This window comes from Methanobacterium lacus, from assembly GCF_000191585.1.
In the GTDB taxonomy this organism is placed as follows: domain Archaea; phylum Methanobacteriota; class Methanobacteria; order Methanobacteriales; family Methanobacteriaceae; genus Methanobacterium_B; species Methanobacterium_B lacus.
Window position 1 is genome coordinate 279,378 of the sequence record NC_015216.1, and the last position, 18,123, is coordinate 297,500.

The window sequence follows — 18,123 nt, forward strand, 5'->3', positions numbered from 1 at the left end:
CAAATTTCCCCCAGTTGGATCGAGTTTATACTAATAAGTGTACTAAAATATAACACATGTTAATTAGGATAATCAAGTTATTAAGTTATTCTTAGATTCTTAAGTTTGATGTATTCCCCAACAGATTCACGTGTGGTTCCAACTATCAACCTGTACGAAGTTGTTTCGTTCATCACCTTCTCAAGCTTACCCCTTGCTACAACACGTTCTCCCTCCACCGCCTGTCCAGAGTAGGTATGTGTGTAGGAAGCAACTTCACTAATAGGGACTTCAAGGCCATTTAAAACGGTAACATCTTCAACCTTGTACACTGCAGGATTATCGTAGGCTGCAATAGCATCTGAAACTGTACATTCTATTTCTATCGTACCCATTGGGCTGTATCTGGTCTTTCCAAATGTGCCTGAAATTTCATCCCAATCTCTGGTCTGAAGAATGTCAAAGAGAGTTCCATCTATTAATCCCCGGTTATGTTTACGAGATTCATACCATCGGAATTCATCGTAGGACAATGAGGAATCAACAATCCTTTTTTTGTAGAGTTTTTGCCAGTAATCTTCCCCCACAGCTTTCAATACACCGTTAGCTTCTTTAATTTCTGCAAAAGATTTCATGATCATTCTATGGTTTTTTAGGCCGTAAATTACAAAATCTATGTCTGAAGCATTTTCTATGTAAAGGCCCGGTAAAATAGATCCTGAAACGCCCATCTTGTTGTAGGATAATCCTGTGTGGTCATGAAAGGTATCTGCGAGTTTAACAACCTTTTCAAGAAGGGGATTCCTTTCTTCACCATCCATGATCTCGTTGAGGCGTTCTGTGGGTTGCAGTACATTTTCGATCTTCTCATTTGGAACTCCCATCATCTGAACACCTGTGATGTCACAGTCGAATAGGTAGTCAGGATAATTTGTTCCTAAAAAATCGTAGGCTTTTTTAGAGTCCACCTTGATATACTTCTTGCTGTTTAATGACCTGTCACCATTTAGATCAGGAATATACCTTAAAAATGATAATATTCTGTCATGGGGATGCAGATAAGTTGTTGTAGCGAAGAACAGATCATCGGTGGTGTATATGAAATCTCGTGGTCTGGCTCTCATGGATTAATTTAACAGTTTACTCCATTATTAAATATGATAGTTTCAAGACTGCTACCTGGAGATGATTTAAAAACTAGTTTGGAAAATATTAGTGACAGCATTGAATTTAATTCTGGAGTGATAGTGTCGGTGGTTGGAAGTTTAACTAGAACCCATTTAAGAATGTCGAACGGGACTAAAAAATTGTTTGAAGGCTTTTTTGAGATCGTTTCTGTTGAGGGCACAATTTCAGCAGATGGTGTGCACATTCATATGGCGGTAGCTGCTGAAGATGGATCAGTCTTTGGTGGACACTTGTTAGAAGGATGTATTATTCATACAACAGCAGAAGTGTGTATAATTGAAGCTGAAAAAGAATTCAAAAGGGTATTTGACCAAAATACTGGCTATAGGGAGCTTCAGCCGTGATGAAATATCTATAAAATACAGTGTATACAAATTAGTAAATAGAAACATTCACTAAACTAATCTTGAATGGAATATAATCATTAGGATTTGAAATATATGAAACACTTGAAACTCGAAAATGAAACTTGCTATGATGGCAGCCAAATAGAACCTTATTGGGCATTTAAAACATTTGGTATAAAGGATTCAAGCATTGTAAGTTGGACCGGACCTATGGAAATTCATCCAAACAACTTAATTGATTTTGAAGATATTGGAATCGAGATCAAAGGAGACAATATGCTCCATTTCATAATTGAACACTTCGATTCACAACCTGCAGATCTAAACTTATGCTACCATAGGCAGCGCATTTTTGTGCTAATTGTTAAAGATTTGCTAAATGATTGGGGAATGGTTACATCAAGGGAAGGAGATGATTTATTCTTTGATAAGGGTAATATAAAGGGCAAACTATCGGTCTCAATAGCCACATGTTCTGTAAGCAGCATGAAGATCCACTTTGCATTGAACTTGACTGAAAATGGAACTCCCGCAGACGTTGAAACTGCAGCTTTATTGGAGGCAGGTCTAAGTATAGAGGCTAGCCATGTTGAAGAAATAGCAGAAATTGCTTGTGATAAATACATCCAGGAAATTTCAGACATAAAATCTGATATAACAAAAACAAAGGTGTTTTAATCATTATAATATACAATAGGAGTTTAAAATGAAAATTGTAATAAATGGGATACATGCAAACCTGAGATTTTCCGCGGCCCACATGATTCCTGAACACGAGTCATGTGGAGTCATACATGGCCATTCTTACATCGTAGATGTGGTGGTTGAAGGGGATAGATCTGGTGAGTTTGGATTTGTGGTTGATTTTAAAGAGGTCAAGAAAATAGTCAGAGATCTGTGTAAAAAAATGGATCATAGAGTTTTAATTCCACTCAAAAATCCTAAAATTAACTTCACGAATATTGAGGGGCCAATTGAATTTTCAATAGGGGATAAAAATTACATGCTCCCAAATGAAGATTGTATGCTTCTGGATCTTAAATCAACATCCGCAGAAGAACTTTCCGAGTACTTCGCCACAGAACTGTACGGCAGTTTAATAAAAATAAACCCTGGAATTTCAAGCGTTCAAATTTGTGTAAATGAAGGTATTGGACAGGGCGCTTACTTCACTAAAAATTCCAAATAAAGATTTCTGGGGGAGTTTAAAATAAAAACTAATATTAACGAAGTTTTTTCAAGTTTTCAAGGAGAGGGAACTTTAATCGGGCGAAGGCAAATCTTCGTGAGGTTTTCAGGTTGTAACCTAGATTGCAGTTACTGTGACACTCCAGAAAGTCGAAATCCTCAATATGGGGAATTAATATCAACCGATGAACTGTATTCAAAAGTTAACTCTATTATAACACCAGATTTTCATTCGATTTCATTCACTGGAGGAGAACCATTATTACATTCTAATTTCATTAAAAAATTTCTTGAAGAATATGAATTCAAATCCATGCTTGAAACGAATGGAACTTTACCAGCTGAACTGAATAAAATAGCTCATTTGCTTGATTATGTCTCGTTAGATATTAAATTACCAGAACATGGGGCTTCCAATAATTACGCTGATATCTTGGATTTGGAACTTAAATCCATAAAACTATTAAGAGATGAAGAGATAAATACATACATCAAAGTAGTTGTGATGCCTCAAACTGAAGTAGAACTGATAAGTTCTATAGCTTCTAGGATTGCAGATGAAGTAGAAAAGACCTCAGAATTGGTCATGGTACTTCAACCGGTGAGTCCTATTACAGTTTGGGCAGACGGTACCCAAAAGTTGTTTGAATTGTCAGAAGTAGCAGGGAAATATATCGATGTATTAACCATACCACAAGTTCATAAGCTTCTAAATGTAAAATAGGAGGTTTTTTATGGAGATGGATACTAAAGTGACAGTGCACGACGCCATGACACCTAGTGTGATCACAGCAGATCCTAAAACGACTGTTGTAGATGCTGCTGTATTGATGTCAAGGTTTAAAATAGGAAGTCTAGTTATTAAAGGTGAAACAGGACCTCTTGGGATAATTACTGAAAGCGACATCATTGCAAAGGTTGTTGCTAAAAATTTGACGGCTAATGAAATTAACATTGGCCAGATCATGACGAAAGATCTTATTTTTATTGATCCCGGAAGTGAACTCAATCAAGCTGCCAGAATAATGGCAAAAAATAGTATTAGAAGACTTCCAGTTATAGATAACGGAATTTTAGTCGGGATCTTAACTTCTACAGATGTTCTCATGGTTTCGCCTGAACTTACAGAACTCTTGGTTGAAAATGCCAGGATGGAAAATCAGAAAGAATTCACAGATTCTGACAGTTCGGTGCCAGGCACATGTGAGGTATGTGGAAATTATGTGGATTATTTAGATGTGTTTGATGGTAAATTTGTTTGTGAGGAGTGTAAAGAAGATCTGGATGGTGATTAACTTGATGACTGTGGGAGAAATAATGAGTTCTGACCCTGTTACAGTAAATGTTGACACCCAAGCAACAAAGGTTAGATCAATTTTTAGGGAGGGATGGTTCCGTTCTATCCCAGTTTTATCGAAAAATCGTCTTGAAGGTATAATCAGCAGGGGGGACATCATGTATCTCTCTTCGACAAAATCCAATATCGAAGCAAGGGTCATTATGAAACGTCCTAAACTGCTGGCAACACCAGAAATGGATATCAGAGATGTAGCTAAGAATTTGATTAAATCAGATTCAGTTCAAGCTGCTGTTGTCGAGTCAACCGAGAACATGAGGGTGGTTGGTATCCTCAGTATGGGAGACATACTTAAGGAGTTGATTGGATCTGAATCTTCAACAGATGATTCAACCATAACTGAAATAGTTACAAAAAAAGTTGTTAAGGCCAACTACGATGATCATTTGTCTAAAGTATGGGCTTTAATGGATGAATCAGGATTTTCCGGATTGCCTGTTGTCAAAAAAGACAAATTAATAGGAATAATTACTCGTAAAGACATTATTAAATCTGGCCACGCTATAAAAGGTTTGGACAACGTTGATAAATCAATAAAGGTAGAAAAGGTGATGGTTACTCCGCCTATTGTTGTGACTAATGAAAGTTCTGTCAAACAGGCTGCTGAACTCATGTTAAATAATGATATTGGACGTTTGCCTGTTGTAGAAAATCCAGTATACATAAAAAAGGAACCCCAAAGAGCAAAAGAATCCAATATTATTGGAATAATAGCTAGAGAAGATATTTTAGGAACGTATCTAAGTTGATCTATAATATTAACTCTTTGGCTTCTAAATTTAATCTTATTTTTAGGTTTTGTAGATTACATATTGGTAGTTCATCGTATATAACATTAGATTACCGTTTATTTACTGGAATAAAAGGATTTAAATCTTCATTTTTAATCCTTGCATTCTATTGCAAATTTAATCCAGAAAATAATACAAAAAATAGGTGTTAATTCATCTTTCACGAGAGGTGTATTGATGAGAAGAAAAGAAACCATAAATTTAGTAAAATCTAGAGATAGAGGCCCATTAGAATTTGAATCCCATGCCTCTGAACACGAAGGCGATGTGATGTCAATCGCAAAAAAAACTGTGGTAACAGCCCCTCAAACAACCACAATAAAAGAAGCTGCAGAAACAATGGTAAAAAACAAGTTTCGCAGACTTCCAATAACCAACCCTGGAACTGGTCAAATCCTTGGAATAGTAACATCCATGGACATACTTGACTTTCTTGGAGGAGGAAACAAGTACAAAATTCTGGAGGAAAAATATCCTGGAAATTTCCTTGGTGCAATAAATGAATCAGTTAAGGAGATTATGACTAGAGATGTTGAGGTGATAACCCATAAGGATTCCATTGATCATGCCATTGATATCATGAGAAAAAAGGAAATTGGAGCTCTTCCAGTGGTTGATGCAGATCATAAAATGGTGGGAATAGTTTCTGAAAGGGATTTTGTAATTCTGTTATCTGGTGTTCTTACAGATGAAGTTGTGGAGGATTACATGACAAAGAATGTCATTGCAACAACACCGGGAACTAGAATTGAAGGGGCCTCAAAAATAATGGTTCGAAATAAATTACGGAGAATTCCTGTAGTTGGGGAAGAACGTAAAACTTCTCATCCAGAAAAGGACAAAATAATGGGAATTGTCACTGCAACAGATATACTGGAATTCCTAGGAAAAAACAGTGCATTTGAAAGGATGATTTCCAACGATGCCGAAGATGTGTTGAACACCACCATAACTGAAATAATGGAGAAGAATGTAGTTGCAACCACAGCAAATACCAGACTCGGAGATCTTTGCACATCAATGGAACATGAAAACATTGGAGGATTACCAGTAGTATACAACGGGGAATTGGAGGGCATAATCACTGAAAGGGATATATTAAAGGCTGTAAGTAAATTAAAACCCTGATACTCGGTTCAAATATCAAAACCATTGTGAGGTGGTTGAATGATGGAGATTAGTGAATTAATGAATCCTGAAGTATTCGTGATTCAGGAGAACCAGCATGTGAGTCAAGCAAGAAACCTGATGATTTCCCATGGAATCAGTAGGGTGGTTGTGGTTGATGGAAATGGGGCACCGGTTGGAATGGTAACAGAGAAGGATCTTACCAAAAAACTCAAAGGAAAAGGCCCACGATGGAAAACAAGACCCCTGGACAAAATATCAATAAAGAGGGTTATGAGCTCAAATCCCATTACAGCAAGCCCTGATGATAATGTGCAGAAGGTTATTGAGCTCTTAATAAAAAATCACATTGGATCTGTACCTATAGTAGATGAAGATGGTCTAGCAGGGATAATCACGAAAACCGACCTAATGAAAATTTACACCGACAAGTTAAGGGGTAAATGGAAAGTTTCAGACCTTATGACTGGGGATGTAATTACTGTAAATGAAAATCACAGTATAGCCCATGTTATAAGTTTAATGGAAGATAATAGGATAGGCAAAATGATTGTTATTCGTGATAATGAGCCTGTGGGTATCATAACTCATGAACACATATCCTTCGCCTACATAGAAGATCCTGAGACCGGGGTGAATGTTGAAAAGATCTACTTCATCAGAAACTCTGAAGATGGTCAGAGTAAGAAGAATTTCAGAGTGGTTTCAATGATGACTGCTGGAGACATCATGCAAAACCACATGATAAAAATTTCTTTAGATGAAGATGCAGCAACTGCGGCAGACATGATGATTGAAAATGATATAAATGGATTGGCTGTGGTAAATGGTGATGTTTTAGTGGGTGTTATTACCAAAACTGACCTTATAAAAGGTATTCAATAATGAAACAAGTTTAGGGGGAATAAAATGCACGTAAAAGACATAATGAAGGAAGAAATTGTACTGGTGGATAAAGATCAGAACATCCCAGACGCCCTAAAACTAATGAAAAAACACAAGATATCCAGACTGCCAGTTGTCAACACCAATTCTGATCATGTACGAGAACTTGTTGGAATGGTTACAGAGAAGGATATAGCCATGAGACTGGGATCTTCCAAATATGGAAAACTACCGCCATCACACTTCCATGTTTCAACTGTAATGGAACAAGATCCTCTGGTTGTAGAAGCAGATCAAAGCCTTGGTACAGTTGCCCAGATAATGATCCAAGAAAAACTCGATGGAATGCCTGTTGTAAGCAAAGATGAAGTCATAGGGGTTCTTACAAAAACTAGCTTCCTAGAAATCTGCAAGGGAAAACCATACAACGTCACCAAAATTTCCGACAGAATGCAAGATGAAATTATCACTGTAAGTCCAACAGATAGGTTGGTACATGCAAGGAGATGTTTAATAGACAACGGAGTGGGAAGGCTACCTGTTGTGGAAGATGATGTTCTTGTTGGTATTTTAACTGCTAAAGATGTTGCAAATGCAATGATATCCTTCAGGAAAATCGTGCCTGACAAATACAAAAATTCCAGGATAAGAAACCTACTGGTGGAAGATGTCATGACACAAAACGTTAGAACCATTGATCCAGAGTCTACATTGGAACAAGTCTCAACCATGATGCTTGAAAACAGATACAGTGGTATTCCTGTGGAGGACGAAGGGTCACTGGTAGGAATAATCACCAAGACCGATCTTATAAAATACATTGCAGAACTTGAGGAGGTTGGTTGAATTCATTCCACCATCCAATGTTCTAGATGTGGCCATGATATGAGTGTTAAAGTGGGAAAATCAAAATCTCACAAAATTTTTTTTTTAAGCTGTGATGAATGTGGCCAAGAAATTGAAGTATCAATGCCAGAATTCATAATTGGAATACTTCCCAAAATGTTGGATCTAAAATCTGAAAATCTTGAAAGATCCTTTAAAAATGGGAACATCAAGTTCTACAGTGGCCAGGGAGTAGAGGGGCTTCAGTTCAGAAAGGATGTTGGACACATCGAATCTGGCACCATGATCTGTTTTGGAAATAAAATTGAGATAGTCCGGGGATTTCCCAAGATAAGAAGGACTCTTCTTTTAAATCCATCGCTGGTGAATCACTTCAAAACCGAAGTTGCAGTGGAAGAGAAGATGAATGGATACAATGTTAGGCTGGCATTGATAAGCCAAAAAATAAAGGCTTTCACAAGAGGTGGTTACATATGTCCTTACACCACCAAAAAAGCTCCTGAAATATTGGATATGGAAGATTTTTTCAATGATAACCCTGAACTCGTGATCTGCGGGGAAATGGTTGGAACTGAAAATCCATATGTGACCCATCACTACAGAGAAATTGGAAAGTTAGGATTCAGAATCTTTGATCTGAGGTACAAGACTACCAACGAACCACTGAATATAAAAGAAAAATACCAATTATTAGATTCTTACAACCTTCCATCCGTTAAATCATATGGTATCATACCAATTGAAGAGGCTGTAGAAAGGATATTTGATATCATCCAAGTAATGGGTCAAGAAGATAGGGAGGGAGTGGTTATCAAGGATCCAGAAATGGAACTTGAACCAGTTAAGTACACAACCTCCAGAGCACATCTAGGAGAAATAGAGTATGCTTTCAATTACCCATTTGATTTTGGCAGATCTTTCTTCTTTAGCAGAGTCATCAGGGAAGGATTTCAGGCATTTGAACTTGATGAGTCTGAAGAGGAAATAAGAAAAAGGGCACACCTCTTGGGAGAATCTATACTGTTTCCAATGGTAAATACAATTAAGCATGTTTCAGGAGATAATTCTGCATTTGAAGATATTGTAATCCACGTTGAAAATAATACTGATGCAGAGGAATTTGCAAGACATTTAAGAGATCTTGGTGTGGTTGCAATTGTCCAGTCTTTCGACGATGGGAAAGCAGTTATAAGAAGGATACATCAATCTACAACTGACAGAATATCAAATTATTTAAGGGGCGGATTGTACTGACCAGAAACATCGAGGATGAAATTCATGATGACAAAGGTTCCAATCATCGAAAGGTGATAGAAACGACTCAAAAACAAGAACTAATAGGATTTTTTGGACCTTCAGGAACATTCACAGAACAGGCAGCAAGCCAAGTGGGGAATGATCTTTTGGGCTTTGATTCCATTTTAGATGTTCTAGAAGCTGTTAAAAACGGAGATGTGAATCTGGGTGTGGTGCCAATTGAAAATTCTATTGAGGGTCCTGTTGGTGTTACCTTGGATTTGATGGTTCATGACTACGATTTAAAAATTAAGAGGGAGATCATAATTCCCATAAGTCACAATCTTTTAATCAATACAGACGCGAGTATTGAGGATATTAAATATGTTTATTCACATATTCAAGCACTTTCTCAGTGCAGAAAATTCACTGACAGCATGGGCGTGGTTGTCAATTCAACACCAAGCACGTCTGCAGCTGCAGAGATGGTAAGAGGTAGGAAAGATAGTGCGGCAATTGGAACAAGGAGGGCTGCAGAAATTTATGGCCTTAAAATTGCAGCTTCGGATATTCAGGATTACAAAAATAACTTAACTAGGTTCATTGTTTTGGGTAAAACAGATCATGAATTTACAGGTAACGATAAAACATCTGTGGTATTTTCCTTGATGGAAGATAAACCCGGAGGACTTTATCACATACTCGAATTATTTGCTAAATTGGATATTAACCTAACCAAAATTGAATCAAGACCATCTAAGGAAAAACTCGGTAACTACATATTTTTCATAGATTTTGATGGGCACAGAACTGATGAATCTATCAGCAACATTTTAGATGTCATAAAATCCAAGGTGGGATTTCTGAAGGTTTTAGGTTCCTATCCTGCGCAGAGATATTGAAGAATAAAAGTTAACACAACATTTTTTTGGGTAATCCTATAAATTTTCAGCCACTTGAAATCTGCATCATAATATTTGGCAATAAAATTGTTGTTAAGGTTCAGATATGGATTTTTTTGCTGCGGGATCTGGAAACGATTCATGGTAAAAGTTTTATATTTTAAAAGTAGATCATAATAAAAAGTGTTTACTATTTTTGGGAAACCCCTAAAAATTGTAAGGAGATAAAATTTTATAAACCTCCTACACATGGAGAGGATTAGTATAGTTTCAGATAAAGATAGATTATTAAAAAGCTTAAAAAAGCTAGAAACCCAATTTGCCAATGGTAAAGTATCTAAAAGGCAATATAGTCGGGAAAAAAGGGTTTTGGAAGATAAATTATCAACTATTTTGGCTGCGGATCGGATAAAAAGACTACAGGGCAAAACTGTAGATGAAACTCCTCTTGAATCAGAAATTCTGAAGGAGAAAGAAGATACTGTAGAAAAGGAAGAATTGATAAAGAAGTATGTTACAACTCCCAAGAAAGTCCCTGTTGAACCAAAATCATCTGGAATGTCCAAGGGAAAGGTTGCTTTGATTGTTTTTTTAGTTGCCGCATTTTTTGTTGGAACTGGTTATGGTGTTTATGTCATGAGTATGCCATCCAACAATTCATCAGTAACCATGACAGTTAATGACAGTGCATTTCCTGTTATAAACAACACCACGAACACAACTGCCAACAAGACAATTACCACCAACAAAACCACAAAAACGACTAGCACAACGAAAAAGAACAGTTCCTCTACAACGGGAACAACAACCAAAACAGGTAACAGCACAGGATAGTTTGCAGTTATTGAGGTGTAAAAATTGAAAAAATATTTAATTATCCTATTTATTCTACTGTGTGCAGTGGTGATGGTGTCTGGATGTGTAACAGACAACAAAAATAATAACGAGACCCAAACCTATTCTCAGAACAATGTTTCGTTCAACTATCCTGGTGGATGGGCATCTGCCAATCCAACCGCTCCAAATGCAGTAGCAGCAGTTGCAGATCCAAAGTCTATACAGTCAGGCAGTCCATCCACAGTTGTGATAATACAAAAACCAAACGCCACAGCATCCAACCTATCTGCAGCATATGCGGCAAACTATGCTACATTTTTCAACAATACTGGATACCAGCAAGTATCTGAAGGAAATATAACTGTGAACGGTACCGGTGCTCTTGAAAATGTTTACGCGACCAACTCAACAAATCCTAGGGAGTATAGAGCAGTATGGTTGAATGAAAATGGTACTATCTACGTGATACTTTGTGTAGCCAATCAAAGTGATTTCAAGAATGAACAAAATAATTTCAACTTGATTATCAACAGTTTCAGTGCAAAGTAATGGGTTTAAAAAATCCAGATAATTGCCAATTATTTTTTTTATTGGAAACTTTCTAGGGATTTAAAGGATGGATACAACTAAATTAAAAGTTTTCGTCCTTTTTTATTAATTTTTTTTACATGTACTTTAGATACACAGCCAATTGTGATTTATCAATGTTTCATCCAATGCAACATTATATATTATAAAATTCAATAAAATAGTATCAAATTAAAATCACTATATTCATAATTATGGAAGAAGAGCCCCAATAAAATCGTAATCACCTGTTTTTATTTTCACATCAAAAGTTTCAGGTGTGATGTACAAAATGGGGAAAAATTTATGACTTAAATGAAGTTTAATAGGTTCTTATTCTTTAATTCCGTTATTGGCTTGAATTTTTATTTATCTTGATACTTCTCTTATCTGGCTCAATTTGTTTTTTAGGAGTCAAGGACCTAATCAAATAATAATTATCTGTAACGATAGCAAAATAACAATAAAGGAGGAATTTGAATGGTTTTACCAGTATGTGATGTCTGTTTAAAAAGTGGAATTTTATGTCAGGGATGTGAGAACAAACTTGAAAGTGGTGAAATCTCACAAATTGACTTAGACATTGCTAAGGTGCTCTTCAAAATTGGTGATGGAAAAATTGGATTTAAAAAAACCATCGAAGTTGGGGATATTGTTATAATTGTCACAGATCAGGATCAGGTTGGCAAACTCATAGGTAAAAATGGTAAGATTGTGAGGGAACTTTCCAGAACTGTAGGTAAAAAGATTAGGGTGGTTGGTCAAGATTCTGATTTGAAATCTGTAAGTAAAGATATTTTATCACCTGCAAGGGTTTCAGGAATTAATGTTGTTTATGGTAAAGATGGTGATGATAAATACAAGATCAGGATAGTACAGGAAGATTCAAGAAGGCTTCCTGGAAGATTAGATGTGCTTAATGAAATAATTGAACTTTTAACAGGCGAAAAAACTGTTTTGGTAGTTGACAGAAACTGAAGGTGGGTTAAATGGAAATTGTGCTCTGTGTTACAGGAAGTATTGCGGCAACAGAATGTGTTAAATTAGCTAGGGAACTGAAAAGACAAGGGTTTGATGTTAAATGTTTCATGAGCGAAGATGCATGTAACATAATTCATCCGAATGCCATGGAGTTTGCCACGGGTCAGAAGGTGGTAACAGAACTTACAGGGGACATTGAACATGTTAAATATGCGCAAACCGATCTGATATTGGTGGCACCAGCCACAGCAAATATCATAAGCAAATTTGCCTATAAAATGGCAGACAATCCAATAAGCACCCTTTTAATAACGGGGTTTGGCTATCAAACACCAACTGTATTTGTTCCGTCCATGCATGAGTCCATGTACCGTGCTGTTTCACAGAATATAGATGGATTAAAAGAGGAAGGAATACTATTTTTAGAGCCTAAAAGGGAAGAAGGGAAGGCTAAATTTCCAGACATTAATGATATAGTACTCCAAGCTTTACGAGAAACATCTGAGGGCAAACTTAGGGGTAAAAAAGTTCTCATCAGTGCTGGCGGAACTTATGAGGCAATTGATTCGGTTAGGGGAATTACTAACATGAGTTCTGGTAAAATGGGTCTTGAAATTGCACGTGAAGCCTTCATACAAGGTGCTGATGTAACAATGGTTAATGGCAGGGTTGATGTCCCAATACCCAGCCTATTTGAAAGGTTCGATGTGACTTCGGCCAGTGAAATGATAAATAAACTCACAGATCTTCTACCAGAGAATGATATTTTCATATCTGCAGCAGCTGTTTCAGATTTTAAATTAGAATGTTCCGATTCCCAAAAAATTTCTTCAGATGATGATCTCATCATCCATTTCAAACCAGGACCCAAGATCCTGAACATGGTTAAGGAACTCAATCCAAACATATTCCTGGTTGGATTTAAAGCAGAATCCAATATTTCAGAGGAGGAATTGGTTATTTCTGCAAGGAAACAAATTGAAAAATCTGGGGCAGATTTCGTTGTTGCCAACGATATCAGTATTGAAGGATCTGGATTTGGTTCAGAAAAAAATCAGGTGGTCATAGTTGACGACGACACCTCTTCAGTTCCACTCTGTTCTAAACAAGAAGTGGCAAAGAAGATAGTTGAAAAGATCATTGAAAGGGTTTAATTTTTTTTTAATATATTTTTTTGAAAACTAAGAAAATAGGATTTGGACTCTTTTTTAGAGCTTAGATTCCAAATTTTTAAAAGGCAAATTCGCACACAACTGCCAGATGATCCTTTTCATAGGGTTCGAGTTTGATCTTTTCAAGAATTCTAAATCCACCAGTTTTTAATTTGGTTTCTTCTTCTTTAAAAATCTTTTTTGGAGATTTTGTAACGTCTATACTCCTGGCTTTGATCATTATTATTCCTATGCCTTCGGACTTTAAATAGAGGTTCATGTTGTTCATGAAAAGTTCTGATTGTCGGGGTTGTGCAACATCCGAGTAGACCACATCCACTTTTTCCATTAGATGAGCGTAGTTTTTAGGTTTGGTTGCATCTTCTAGGAGGGGAATCAAATTTGGTCTGGTCTTAGAAATTTCAACCATCTTCCTCATCATCCTTGGGGAAAATTCTACACACCAAATACTGCCATCAGGACTTATATCTGAAATATGTGAAGGTGTAGTTCCTGCAGACGCACCTAAATAAAGAATTTTGGAATCAATTTCAAATGGGTAAATTTTCATCCCATTCATCAGGGCCGCACCTAACTTCGAACGTCGTTGGTCCCATATACGGAATTCATCACCTTCATGTTCAACCAGTTTCTCCCCATAAACTTTCTGTCCAATGTTAAGGTTTTTGGTGGCTATATGATCTTCAAAAACATATAAACCGGTATAATCTTCCAAATTTTCCATTTTAAAACTCCATCAATTCTTATTAATTTTTTAAGGAAATTAATAATCTAAATTTAACTATATCTTATTGGTCCTTTGAAACAAGAGATATCGTGATCAAACGATCCCTAATAAATATTAAAATATCGCACAATTTAATGATATTTTGAGGGTTAGATATCAAATTTGAAACCAACATTCTAATTTAATCCTGGTAAGATTTAAATGGACCACTCCACACATGATGTGGATAGATGTCAACCTGTGCATCCATTCAATTCAGGGCATGTTGAATTCAATAGTAATCTTTAATGTTCTTTTTATACTTGTCACGCTTCTTTTTCTTCTTTTTACCAGAATTTTTACCGGATTTGGCATCCTTATCACCAAATTTATCTGGTTTTTTTGATCTTTTAGGGAATGGGTTGTCCTTCGTAATTTCTTCAACCCTCTTCTCATAGTTCTTAACTATTTCAGGATCGTAATCCCCAGAATAAACATCTTTACGAACTGCAAGTGAAATTTTTAAGGCTAGTGTCCTGGCTATTTTTCCCCTAAGCCACCATTTGGCACCCCTGACAGAGGGATGTTGGAAGATGAGTCCATGTTTTGGAGGACGTTCACCTGTCTTTAAATGCCTGAAAAGGGCTTTTTCAGCTCCAAGAACTTGAACAGTTCCAGATGGCATTTTAGAAAGTTTTTCAACACCGCCAACATGTGCTATCAATTTAGCACCCAGTGATGCACCTGCAAGTTCCCTTAGATTGGGGGCAATTTCCCCCATTCTCTCATCAACGTAGGTGTTAAGGGATTTTTTAGTGGTTTGTAGAGAGTGAATGGACGATGCAAATTCCATCACCATCTTAAGATCAGGTTCAGATATGGTTGCACCCACACTTTCTGAAACAAATTTAGGATTAATATCTTCGCTCAATGTTCCAGAGTTAATTATGGTTTCCCTATCACCAAACTCAGAAACTAATTCAGCGTATCTTTCATGATTTTTGATACCATCCATTTCAGGGAAGTGAATGGCGTACCATTCCCTCAGCCTTTCAACCAGTTTGCTTATGGTTTCATCAAGCTCTTCTATTGAATTAATTGCCTGTATCAAGAACATATCCTCAGATTCGGATGCTTTTCTGATTTTGTTGTTGGTGAGATCGATAGAAACCTGCTGTAGTATGGATCTTAGATCTGAATCTTCATCAAGAAATCCAACTGTCAGCAATGTTTCTTCCATGTTTGATCGGAAAAATTCCCCTCCTAAATGGGGTGTTTCAAATTCAAATTTATTACTCTCCTTCAGATGGGAGTATTTGGAATGAGGGAGGCTGGTTTCTATTACCACAGAATCATAGTTGTCCACCATTCTTTTGAGCAAAAATTCTTCTTCAATGCTAAGGTTTCCAGCATCGATCTTTCCTATCCTTTCTATCAGTTTTTCCCTTGGGAAAAGTTCATAATCTAAGACTACACAATTTTCATCTAGGCATATGAATCCTGCAAAGGAGTAGGTTACATAACACTTCATAGATTTAATGTTTAGTATTTTCAAGATTTAAACTTTGTTCAAGGGGTGACAGTAGTGGAAATAGAATTATGTGGTATTAAAATGAAAAATCCCACGATGTTAGCAGCGGGAATATTAGGAAGCACGGCATCATCTCTTAATTGGGCCGCTAAAAGTGGAGCTGGGGCAGTGGTTACGAAATCATTTGGTTTAAATTCCAACAAAGGCTATTCCAACCCCACAACCGTTGAAGTAACTGGCGGTGTCATAAATGCAATTGGACTGTCAAACCCCGGTGTGGAAAATTTTCAAATGGAGTTGAAAAAACTGGATGGATCTGTTCCTGCCATAGCCTCAATTTACGGAGCAAATCCCGATGAATTTTCAAAAATAGCCACCCACATCCAGGAAGATGTGGATGCTATTGAACTCAATGTCTCATGTCCCCATGCCATGGGTGGATGTGGAGCAGCAATTGGTCAGGATCCCCTGCTCACATCCAGCATAGTCAGTGCAGTAAAGGAATCTGTAAATGTTCCAATTTTAGTTAAACTGACTCCAAACGTCACTGACATTGTTGAAGTTGCTGTAAGTGCACAAGATGCTGGTGCCGATGCCTTAACTCTTATAAATTCATTGGGGCCTGGAATGAAGATAGATATCACAACTGGAAAACCAATTTTGAGTAATAGGTTTGGGGGAATGTCAGGACCTGCAATAAAACCGGTGGCAGTTAGATGTGTTTACGATGTTTTCGATGCAGTGGAAATCCCAGTTGTTGGAGTAGGGGGCATAAGGAACTATGAAGACGTATTGGAATTCATATATGCTGGTGCGACTTGTGTTCAGATAGGTACCTCAATTATGTATGAGGGAATGGAAATTTTTGGGAAGGTAGTTAACGACCTTGAAGTATTCATGGAAAAAATGGGATACACAAAACTGGAAGAAATGGTTGGAATATCCCACAAACAATAAAATAATTAAAAAAAACATAAAAGCTGATAAAAATGCACGTTCCAAAAATTGTAGAAATAAAAAGGGTTGTAAAAGAGTCTCCCACAGTAAAAACTTTTATTTTTGATTGGGAGGTGCATGAAGAAGTTCCAGGAAATTTTATGATGGTCTGGAATTTCAAGGATGAAAAACCAATGTCCATCTCACTAATTGATCCAGTTAACAACGAGATCGGAATATCAATAAGGGGAGTGGGAGAGTTTACCAACCAAGTCCATGATCTGAAAGAGGGAGACCTCCTAGGATTGAGAGGCCCCTATGGTAGGGGTTTCCATATGGCAGGTCCTAAAATATTGGCTGTTGGAGGCGGTGTGGGAATGGCACCAATTGTGGCATTTACAGAAGAAGCTTCCAGAAGGGGATTTTCAGTGGATGTAGTGAGCGCTGCAGGCACAGCGAATGAACTACTATTCGTAGAACGAATCAAAAAAACAGGATCAAAACTGTTAACTTGTACAGATGATGGATCCCATGGGTTCTGTGGATTTGGAACTGAACTTGCAGATATTGCCCTGTCTGAAACAAATTATGATATGGTTGTCGCATGTGGGCCAGAGGTTATGATGAAAAAATTGTACAGCACAGTTTTGGAGCTAGATATTCCTGCCCAATTCTCACTCGAAAGGTACATGAAATGTGGAATGGGACTTTGTGGGCAGTGCTGTGTGGATGATCTAGGTTGGAGAGTTTGTGTTGAAGGTCCTGTTTTTTGGTCAGATGAGCTGAAAATGATATCAGAATTTGGGAAATACAAACGTGATGCATCTGGAGTTAAACACAATATTTAATGGATTACCACATACTTAAACAGGGATATAATATGATAAATGGACTTAAAAACAATATAACATCAGCAATTTTTATTATAATATTGTTAATGGTTGTATCAGCTGTTTTACTTACTCCCATGTTGAGCATGGTTGTTTTGGGAGCTATATTTGCGTATGCTATACGTCCACTCTCACGTAAATTGGAACCTTACACCAAGTTTCAGTCAGTAGCAATCTTTGTAGGTATGATAATAGTCATACTTCCTTTAATTATTATATTACTCATATTTATTAACACAATTATATCTGCAGCACCGTCTTTAATTGTTTTTGTAAAAAATCTGAATTTAAGTAGTTTAAACAGTACAACACTTCAAAATTACCCTTTGATTCAACAGAACTTTCCAGGTTCATCATCCTCCCAGATGATCAATTCAGTTGTAAATTCAATATATGTTGGAATGGGTGATGTTGTAAGGAGTGTAACAGAGTACTTGTTAGGGTTTGTCCAGTCGATACCCACACTTCTTTTACAGCTATTCATATTTTTCGCATCAACCTTTTACTTTGCAAGGGACGGTGACAGAATATGGGAATATCTGAACTACATAATACCCGACGATAGGAAACATTACTTCAAAACACTTTTAAAAGAGATTGATCTGGTATTGAAGAGCATATTCTTTGGACACTTTGTAACAGCAGCTTTGACAGGA

21 protein-coding genes (1 of these 21 cut by a window edge) are annotated in these 18,123 nt (G+C 36.9%); 18 read left to right on the forward strand and 3 right to left on the reverse strand.

Features of this window, described 5'->3' with window-relative positions; genetic code table 11:
• Nucleotides 1-80 precede the first annotated feature (80 nt).
• On the reverse strand, nt 81-1,103 hold the full coding sequence (locus METBO_RS01465; RefSeq protein ID WP_013643892.1) for a DNA polymerase subunit beta: 1,023 nt from the start codon (nt 1,101-1,103) through the stop codon (nt 81-83).
• 33 nt (nt 1,104-1,136) lie between these two features.
• On the opposite strand from METBO_RS01465, the gene METBO_RS01470 reads away from it, so the two are divergent.
• The 15 genes from METBO_RS01470 to coaBC all read left to right on the forward strand — a co-directional run bounded on the left by METBO_RS01470 (nt 1,137) and on the right by coaBC (nt 13,386).
• Complete coding sequence (locus METBO_RS01470) at nt 1,137-1,511, forward strand: PPC domain-containing DNA-binding protein (protein ID WP_013643893.1); 375 nt, start codon at nt 1,137-1,139, stop codon at nt 1,509-1,511.
• A gap of 96 nt (nt 1,512-1,607) precedes the next feature.
• On the forward strand, nt 1,608-2,192 hold the full coding sequence (locus METBO_RS01475) for a DUF366 family protein (protein WP_013643894.1): 585 nt from the start codon (nt 1,608-1,610) through the stop codon (nt 2,190-2,192).
• A gap of 28 nt (nt 2,193-2,220) precedes the next feature.
• Nucleotides 2,221-2,703 (forward strand): 6-carboxytetrahydropterin synthase QueD, encoded by a 483-nt coding sequence (locus tag METBO_RS01480; protein ID WP_013643895.1) that lies wholly within the window; start codon nt 2,221-2,223, stop codon nt 2,701-2,703.
• Nucleotides 2,704-2,736: 33 nt separating this feature from the next.
• Entirely contained in the window at nt 2,737-3,426 is a 690-nt protein-coding gene (locus tag METBO_RS01485; RefSeq protein WP_227717253.1) for a 7-carboxy-7-deazaguanine synthase QueE, read from the forward strand.
• Nucleotides 3,427-3,436: 10 nt separating this feature from the next.
• Entirely contained in the window at nt 3,437-3,997 is a 561-nt protein-coding gene (locus METBO_RS01490; RefSeq protein WP_013643897.1) for a CBS domain-containing protein, read from the forward strand.
• 4 nt (nt 3,998-4,001) lie between these two features.
• Nucleotides 4,002-4,808, forward strand: coding sequence for a CBS domain-containing protein (locus tag METBO_RS01495; protein WP_227717231.1), 807 nt, complete (start codon nt 4,002-4,004; stop codon nt 4,806-4,808).
• 219 nt (nt 4,809-5,027) lie between these two features.
• Nucleotides 5,028-5,978, forward strand: a complete 951-nt coding sequence (locus METBO_RS01500) for a CBS domain-containing protein (protein WP_013643899.1) — start codon at nt 5,028-5,030, stop codon at nt 5,976-5,978.
• A gap of 39 nt (nt 5,979-6,017) precedes the next feature.
• Nucleotides 6,018-6,863, forward strand: coding sequence for a CBS domain-containing protein (locus METBO_RS01505; RefSeq protein WP_227717232.1), 846 nt, complete (start codon nt 6,018-6,020; stop codon nt 6,861-6,863).
• A 24-nt stretch (nt 6,864-6,887) separates the two neighbouring features.
• Nucleotides 6,888-7,709 carry a CBS domain-containing protein gene (locus METBO_RS01510; protein WP_013643901.1) on the forward strand — a complete coding sequence of 274 codons (822 nt, stop codon included), beginning with the start codon at nt 6,888-6,890 and terminating at the stop codon, nt 7,707-7,709.
• A gap of 39 nt (nt 7,710-7,748) precedes the next feature.
• The gene (locus METBO_RS01515) at nt 7,749-8,963 is read left to right on the forward strand and encodes an RNA ligase (protein ID WP_013643902.1); all 1,215 of its coding nucleotides are present in this window, start codon (nt 7,749-7,751) and stop codon (nt 8,961-8,963) included.
• Between the two features lie 53 nt (nt 8,964-9,016).
• On the forward strand, nt 9,017-9,847 hold the full coding sequence (gene pheA, locus METBO_RS01520) for a prephenate dehydratase (RefSeq protein WP_013643903.1): 831 nt from the start codon (nt 9,017-9,019) through the stop codon (nt 9,845-9,847).
• A gap of 249 nt (nt 9,848-10,096) precedes the next feature.
• The gene (locus METBO_RS01525; protein ID WP_013643904.1) at nt 10,097-10,681 is read left to right on the forward strand and encodes a hypothetical protein; all 585 of its coding nucleotides are present in this window, start codon (nt 10,097-10,099) and stop codon (nt 10,679-10,681) included.
• A gap of 24 nt (nt 10,682-10,705) precedes the next feature.
• Complete coding sequence (locus METBO_RS01530; RefSeq protein ID WP_013643905.1) at nt 10,706-11,233, forward strand: PsbP-related protein; 528 nt, start codon at nt 10,706-10,708, stop codon at nt 11,231-11,233.
• Between the two features lie 498 nt (nt 11,234-11,731).
• Nucleotides 11,732-12,229, forward strand: a complete 498-nt coding sequence (locus tag METBO_RS01535) for a KH domain-containing protein (RefSeq protein WP_013643906.1) — start codon at nt 11,732-11,734, stop codon at nt 12,227-12,229.
• 11 nt (nt 12,230-12,240) lie between these two features.
• Nucleotides 12,241-13,386: a bifunctional phosphopantothenoylcysteine decarboxylase/phosphopantothenate--cysteine ligase CoaBC gene (gene coaBC, locus METBO_RS01540; protein WP_013643907.1), complete on the forward strand. Its 1,146-nt coding sequence runs from the start codon at nt 12,241-12,243 to the stop codon at nt 13,384-13,386.
• Between the two features lie 76 nt (nt 13,387-13,462).
• Here the strand turns inward: coaBC and METBO_RS01545 are convergent, their stop codons facing one another.
• Nucleotides 13,463-14,128 (reverse strand): fibrillarin-like rRNA/tRNA 2'-O-methyltransferase, encoded by a 666-nt coding sequence (locus tag METBO_RS01545; RefSeq protein ID WP_013643908.1) that lies wholly within the window; start codon nt 14,126-14,128, stop codon nt 13,463-13,465.
• Between the two features lie 274 nt (nt 14,129-14,402).
• Nucleotides 14,403-15,641: an NOP5/NOP56 family protein gene (locus METBO_RS01550; protein WP_013643909.1), complete on the reverse strand. Its 1,239-nt coding sequence runs from the start codon at nt 15,639-15,641 to the stop codon at nt 14,403-14,405.
• A 54-nt stretch (nt 15,642-15,695) separates the two neighbouring features.
• Between METBO_RS01550 and METBO_RS01555 the strand changes: the two genes are divergently transcribed.
• The 3 genes in view from METBO_RS01555 to METBO_RS01565 are tightly spaced (at most 32 nt apart) and all read left to right on the forward strand, a layout consistent with a single transcriptional unit that may run on beyond the window.
• Entirely contained in the window at nt 15,696-16,598 is a 903-nt protein-coding gene (locus tag METBO_RS01555) for a dihydroorotate dehydrogenase (RefSeq protein WP_013643910.1), read from the forward strand.
• A gap of 32 nt (nt 16,599-16,630) precedes the next feature.
• Nucleotides 16,631-17,425 (forward strand): dihydroorotate dehydrogenase electron transfer subunit, encoded by a 795-nt coding sequence (locus METBO_RS01560; RefSeq protein WP_013643911.1) that lies wholly within the window; start codon nt 16,631-16,633, stop codon nt 17,423-17,425.
• On the forward strand, nt 17,425-18,123 hold the 5' portion of the coding sequence (locus tag METBO_RS01565) for an AI-2E family transporter (RefSeq protein ID WP_013643912.1). Its footprint extends 435 nt past the window's final position; the window shows 699 of its 1,134 coding nt (coding positions 1-699); the start codon lies at nt 17,425-17,427; the stop codon falls past the right edge of the window. Before METBO_RS01560 ends, METBO_RS01565 begins: the two co-directional genes overlap by 1 nt.

What these genes read in the sequence shown, in the direction of transcription:
- METBO_RS01465 (WP_013643892.1), bottom strand. Translation starts at nt 1,103, where the DNA reads ATGAGAGCCAGACCACGAGATTTCATATACACCACCGATGATCTGTTC.
- METBO_RS01470 (WP_013643893.1), top strand. Translation starts at nt 1,137, where the DNA reads ATGATAGTTTCAAGACTGCTACCTGGAGATGATTTAAAAACTAGTTTG.
- METBO_RS01475 (WP_013643894.1), top strand. Translation starts at nt 1,608, where the DNA reads ATGAAACACTTGAAACTCGAAAATGAAACTTGCTATGATGGCAGCCAA.
- METBO_RS01480 (WP_013643895.1), top strand. Translation starts at nt 2,221, where the DNA reads ATGAAAATTGTAATAAATGGGATACATGCAAACCTGAGATTTTCCGCG.
- METBO_RS01490 (WP_013643897.1), top strand. Translation starts at nt 3,437, where the DNA reads ATGGAGATGGATACTAAAGTGACAGTGCACGACGCCATGACACCTAGT.
- METBO_RS01495 (WP_227717231.1), top strand. Translation starts at nt 4,002, where the DNA reads ATGACTGTGGGAGAAATAATGAGTTCTGACCCTGTTACAGTAAATGTT.
- METBO_RS01500 (WP_013643899.1), top strand. Translation starts at nt 5,028, where the DNA reads ATGAGAAGAAAAGAAACCATAAATTTAGTAAAATCTAGAGATAGAGGC.
- METBO_RS01505 (WP_227717232.1), top strand. Translation starts at nt 6,018, where the DNA reads ATGATGGAGATTAGTGAATTAATGAATCCTGAAGTATTCGTGATTCAG.
- METBO_RS01510 (WP_013643901.1), top strand. Translation starts at nt 6,888, where the DNA reads ATGCACGTAAAAGACATAATGAAGGAAGAAATTGTACTGGTGGATAAA.
- METBO_RS01515 (WP_013643902.1), top strand. Translation starts at nt 7,749, where the DNA reads ATGAGTGTTAAAGTGGGAAAATCAAAATCTCACAAAATTTTTTTTTTA.
- METBO_RS01525 (WP_013643904.1), top strand. Translation starts at nt 10,097, where the DNA reads ATGGAGAGGATTAGTATAGTTTCAGATAAAGATAGATTATTAAAAAGC.
- METBO_RS01535 (WP_013643906.1), top strand. Translation starts at nt 11,732, where the DNA reads ATGGTTTTACCAGTATGTGATGTCTGTTTAAAAAGTGGAATTTTATGT.
- coaBC (WP_013643907.1), top strand. Translation starts at nt 12,241, where the DNA reads ATGGAAATTGTGCTCTGTGTTACAGGAAGTATTGCGGCAACAGAATGT.
- METBO_RS01545 (WP_013643908.1), bottom strand. Translation starts at nt 14,128, where the DNA reads ATGGAAAATTTGGAAGATTATACCGGTTTATATGTTTTTGAAGATCAT.
- METBO_RS01550 (WP_013643909.1), bottom strand. Translation starts at nt 15,641, where the DNA reads ATGAAGTGTTATGTAACCTACTCCTTTGCAGGATTCATATGCCTAGAT.
- METBO_RS01560 (WP_013643911.1), top strand. Translation starts at nt 16,631, where the DNA reads ATGCACGTTCCAAAAATTGTAGAAATAAAAAGGGTTGTAAAAGAGTCT.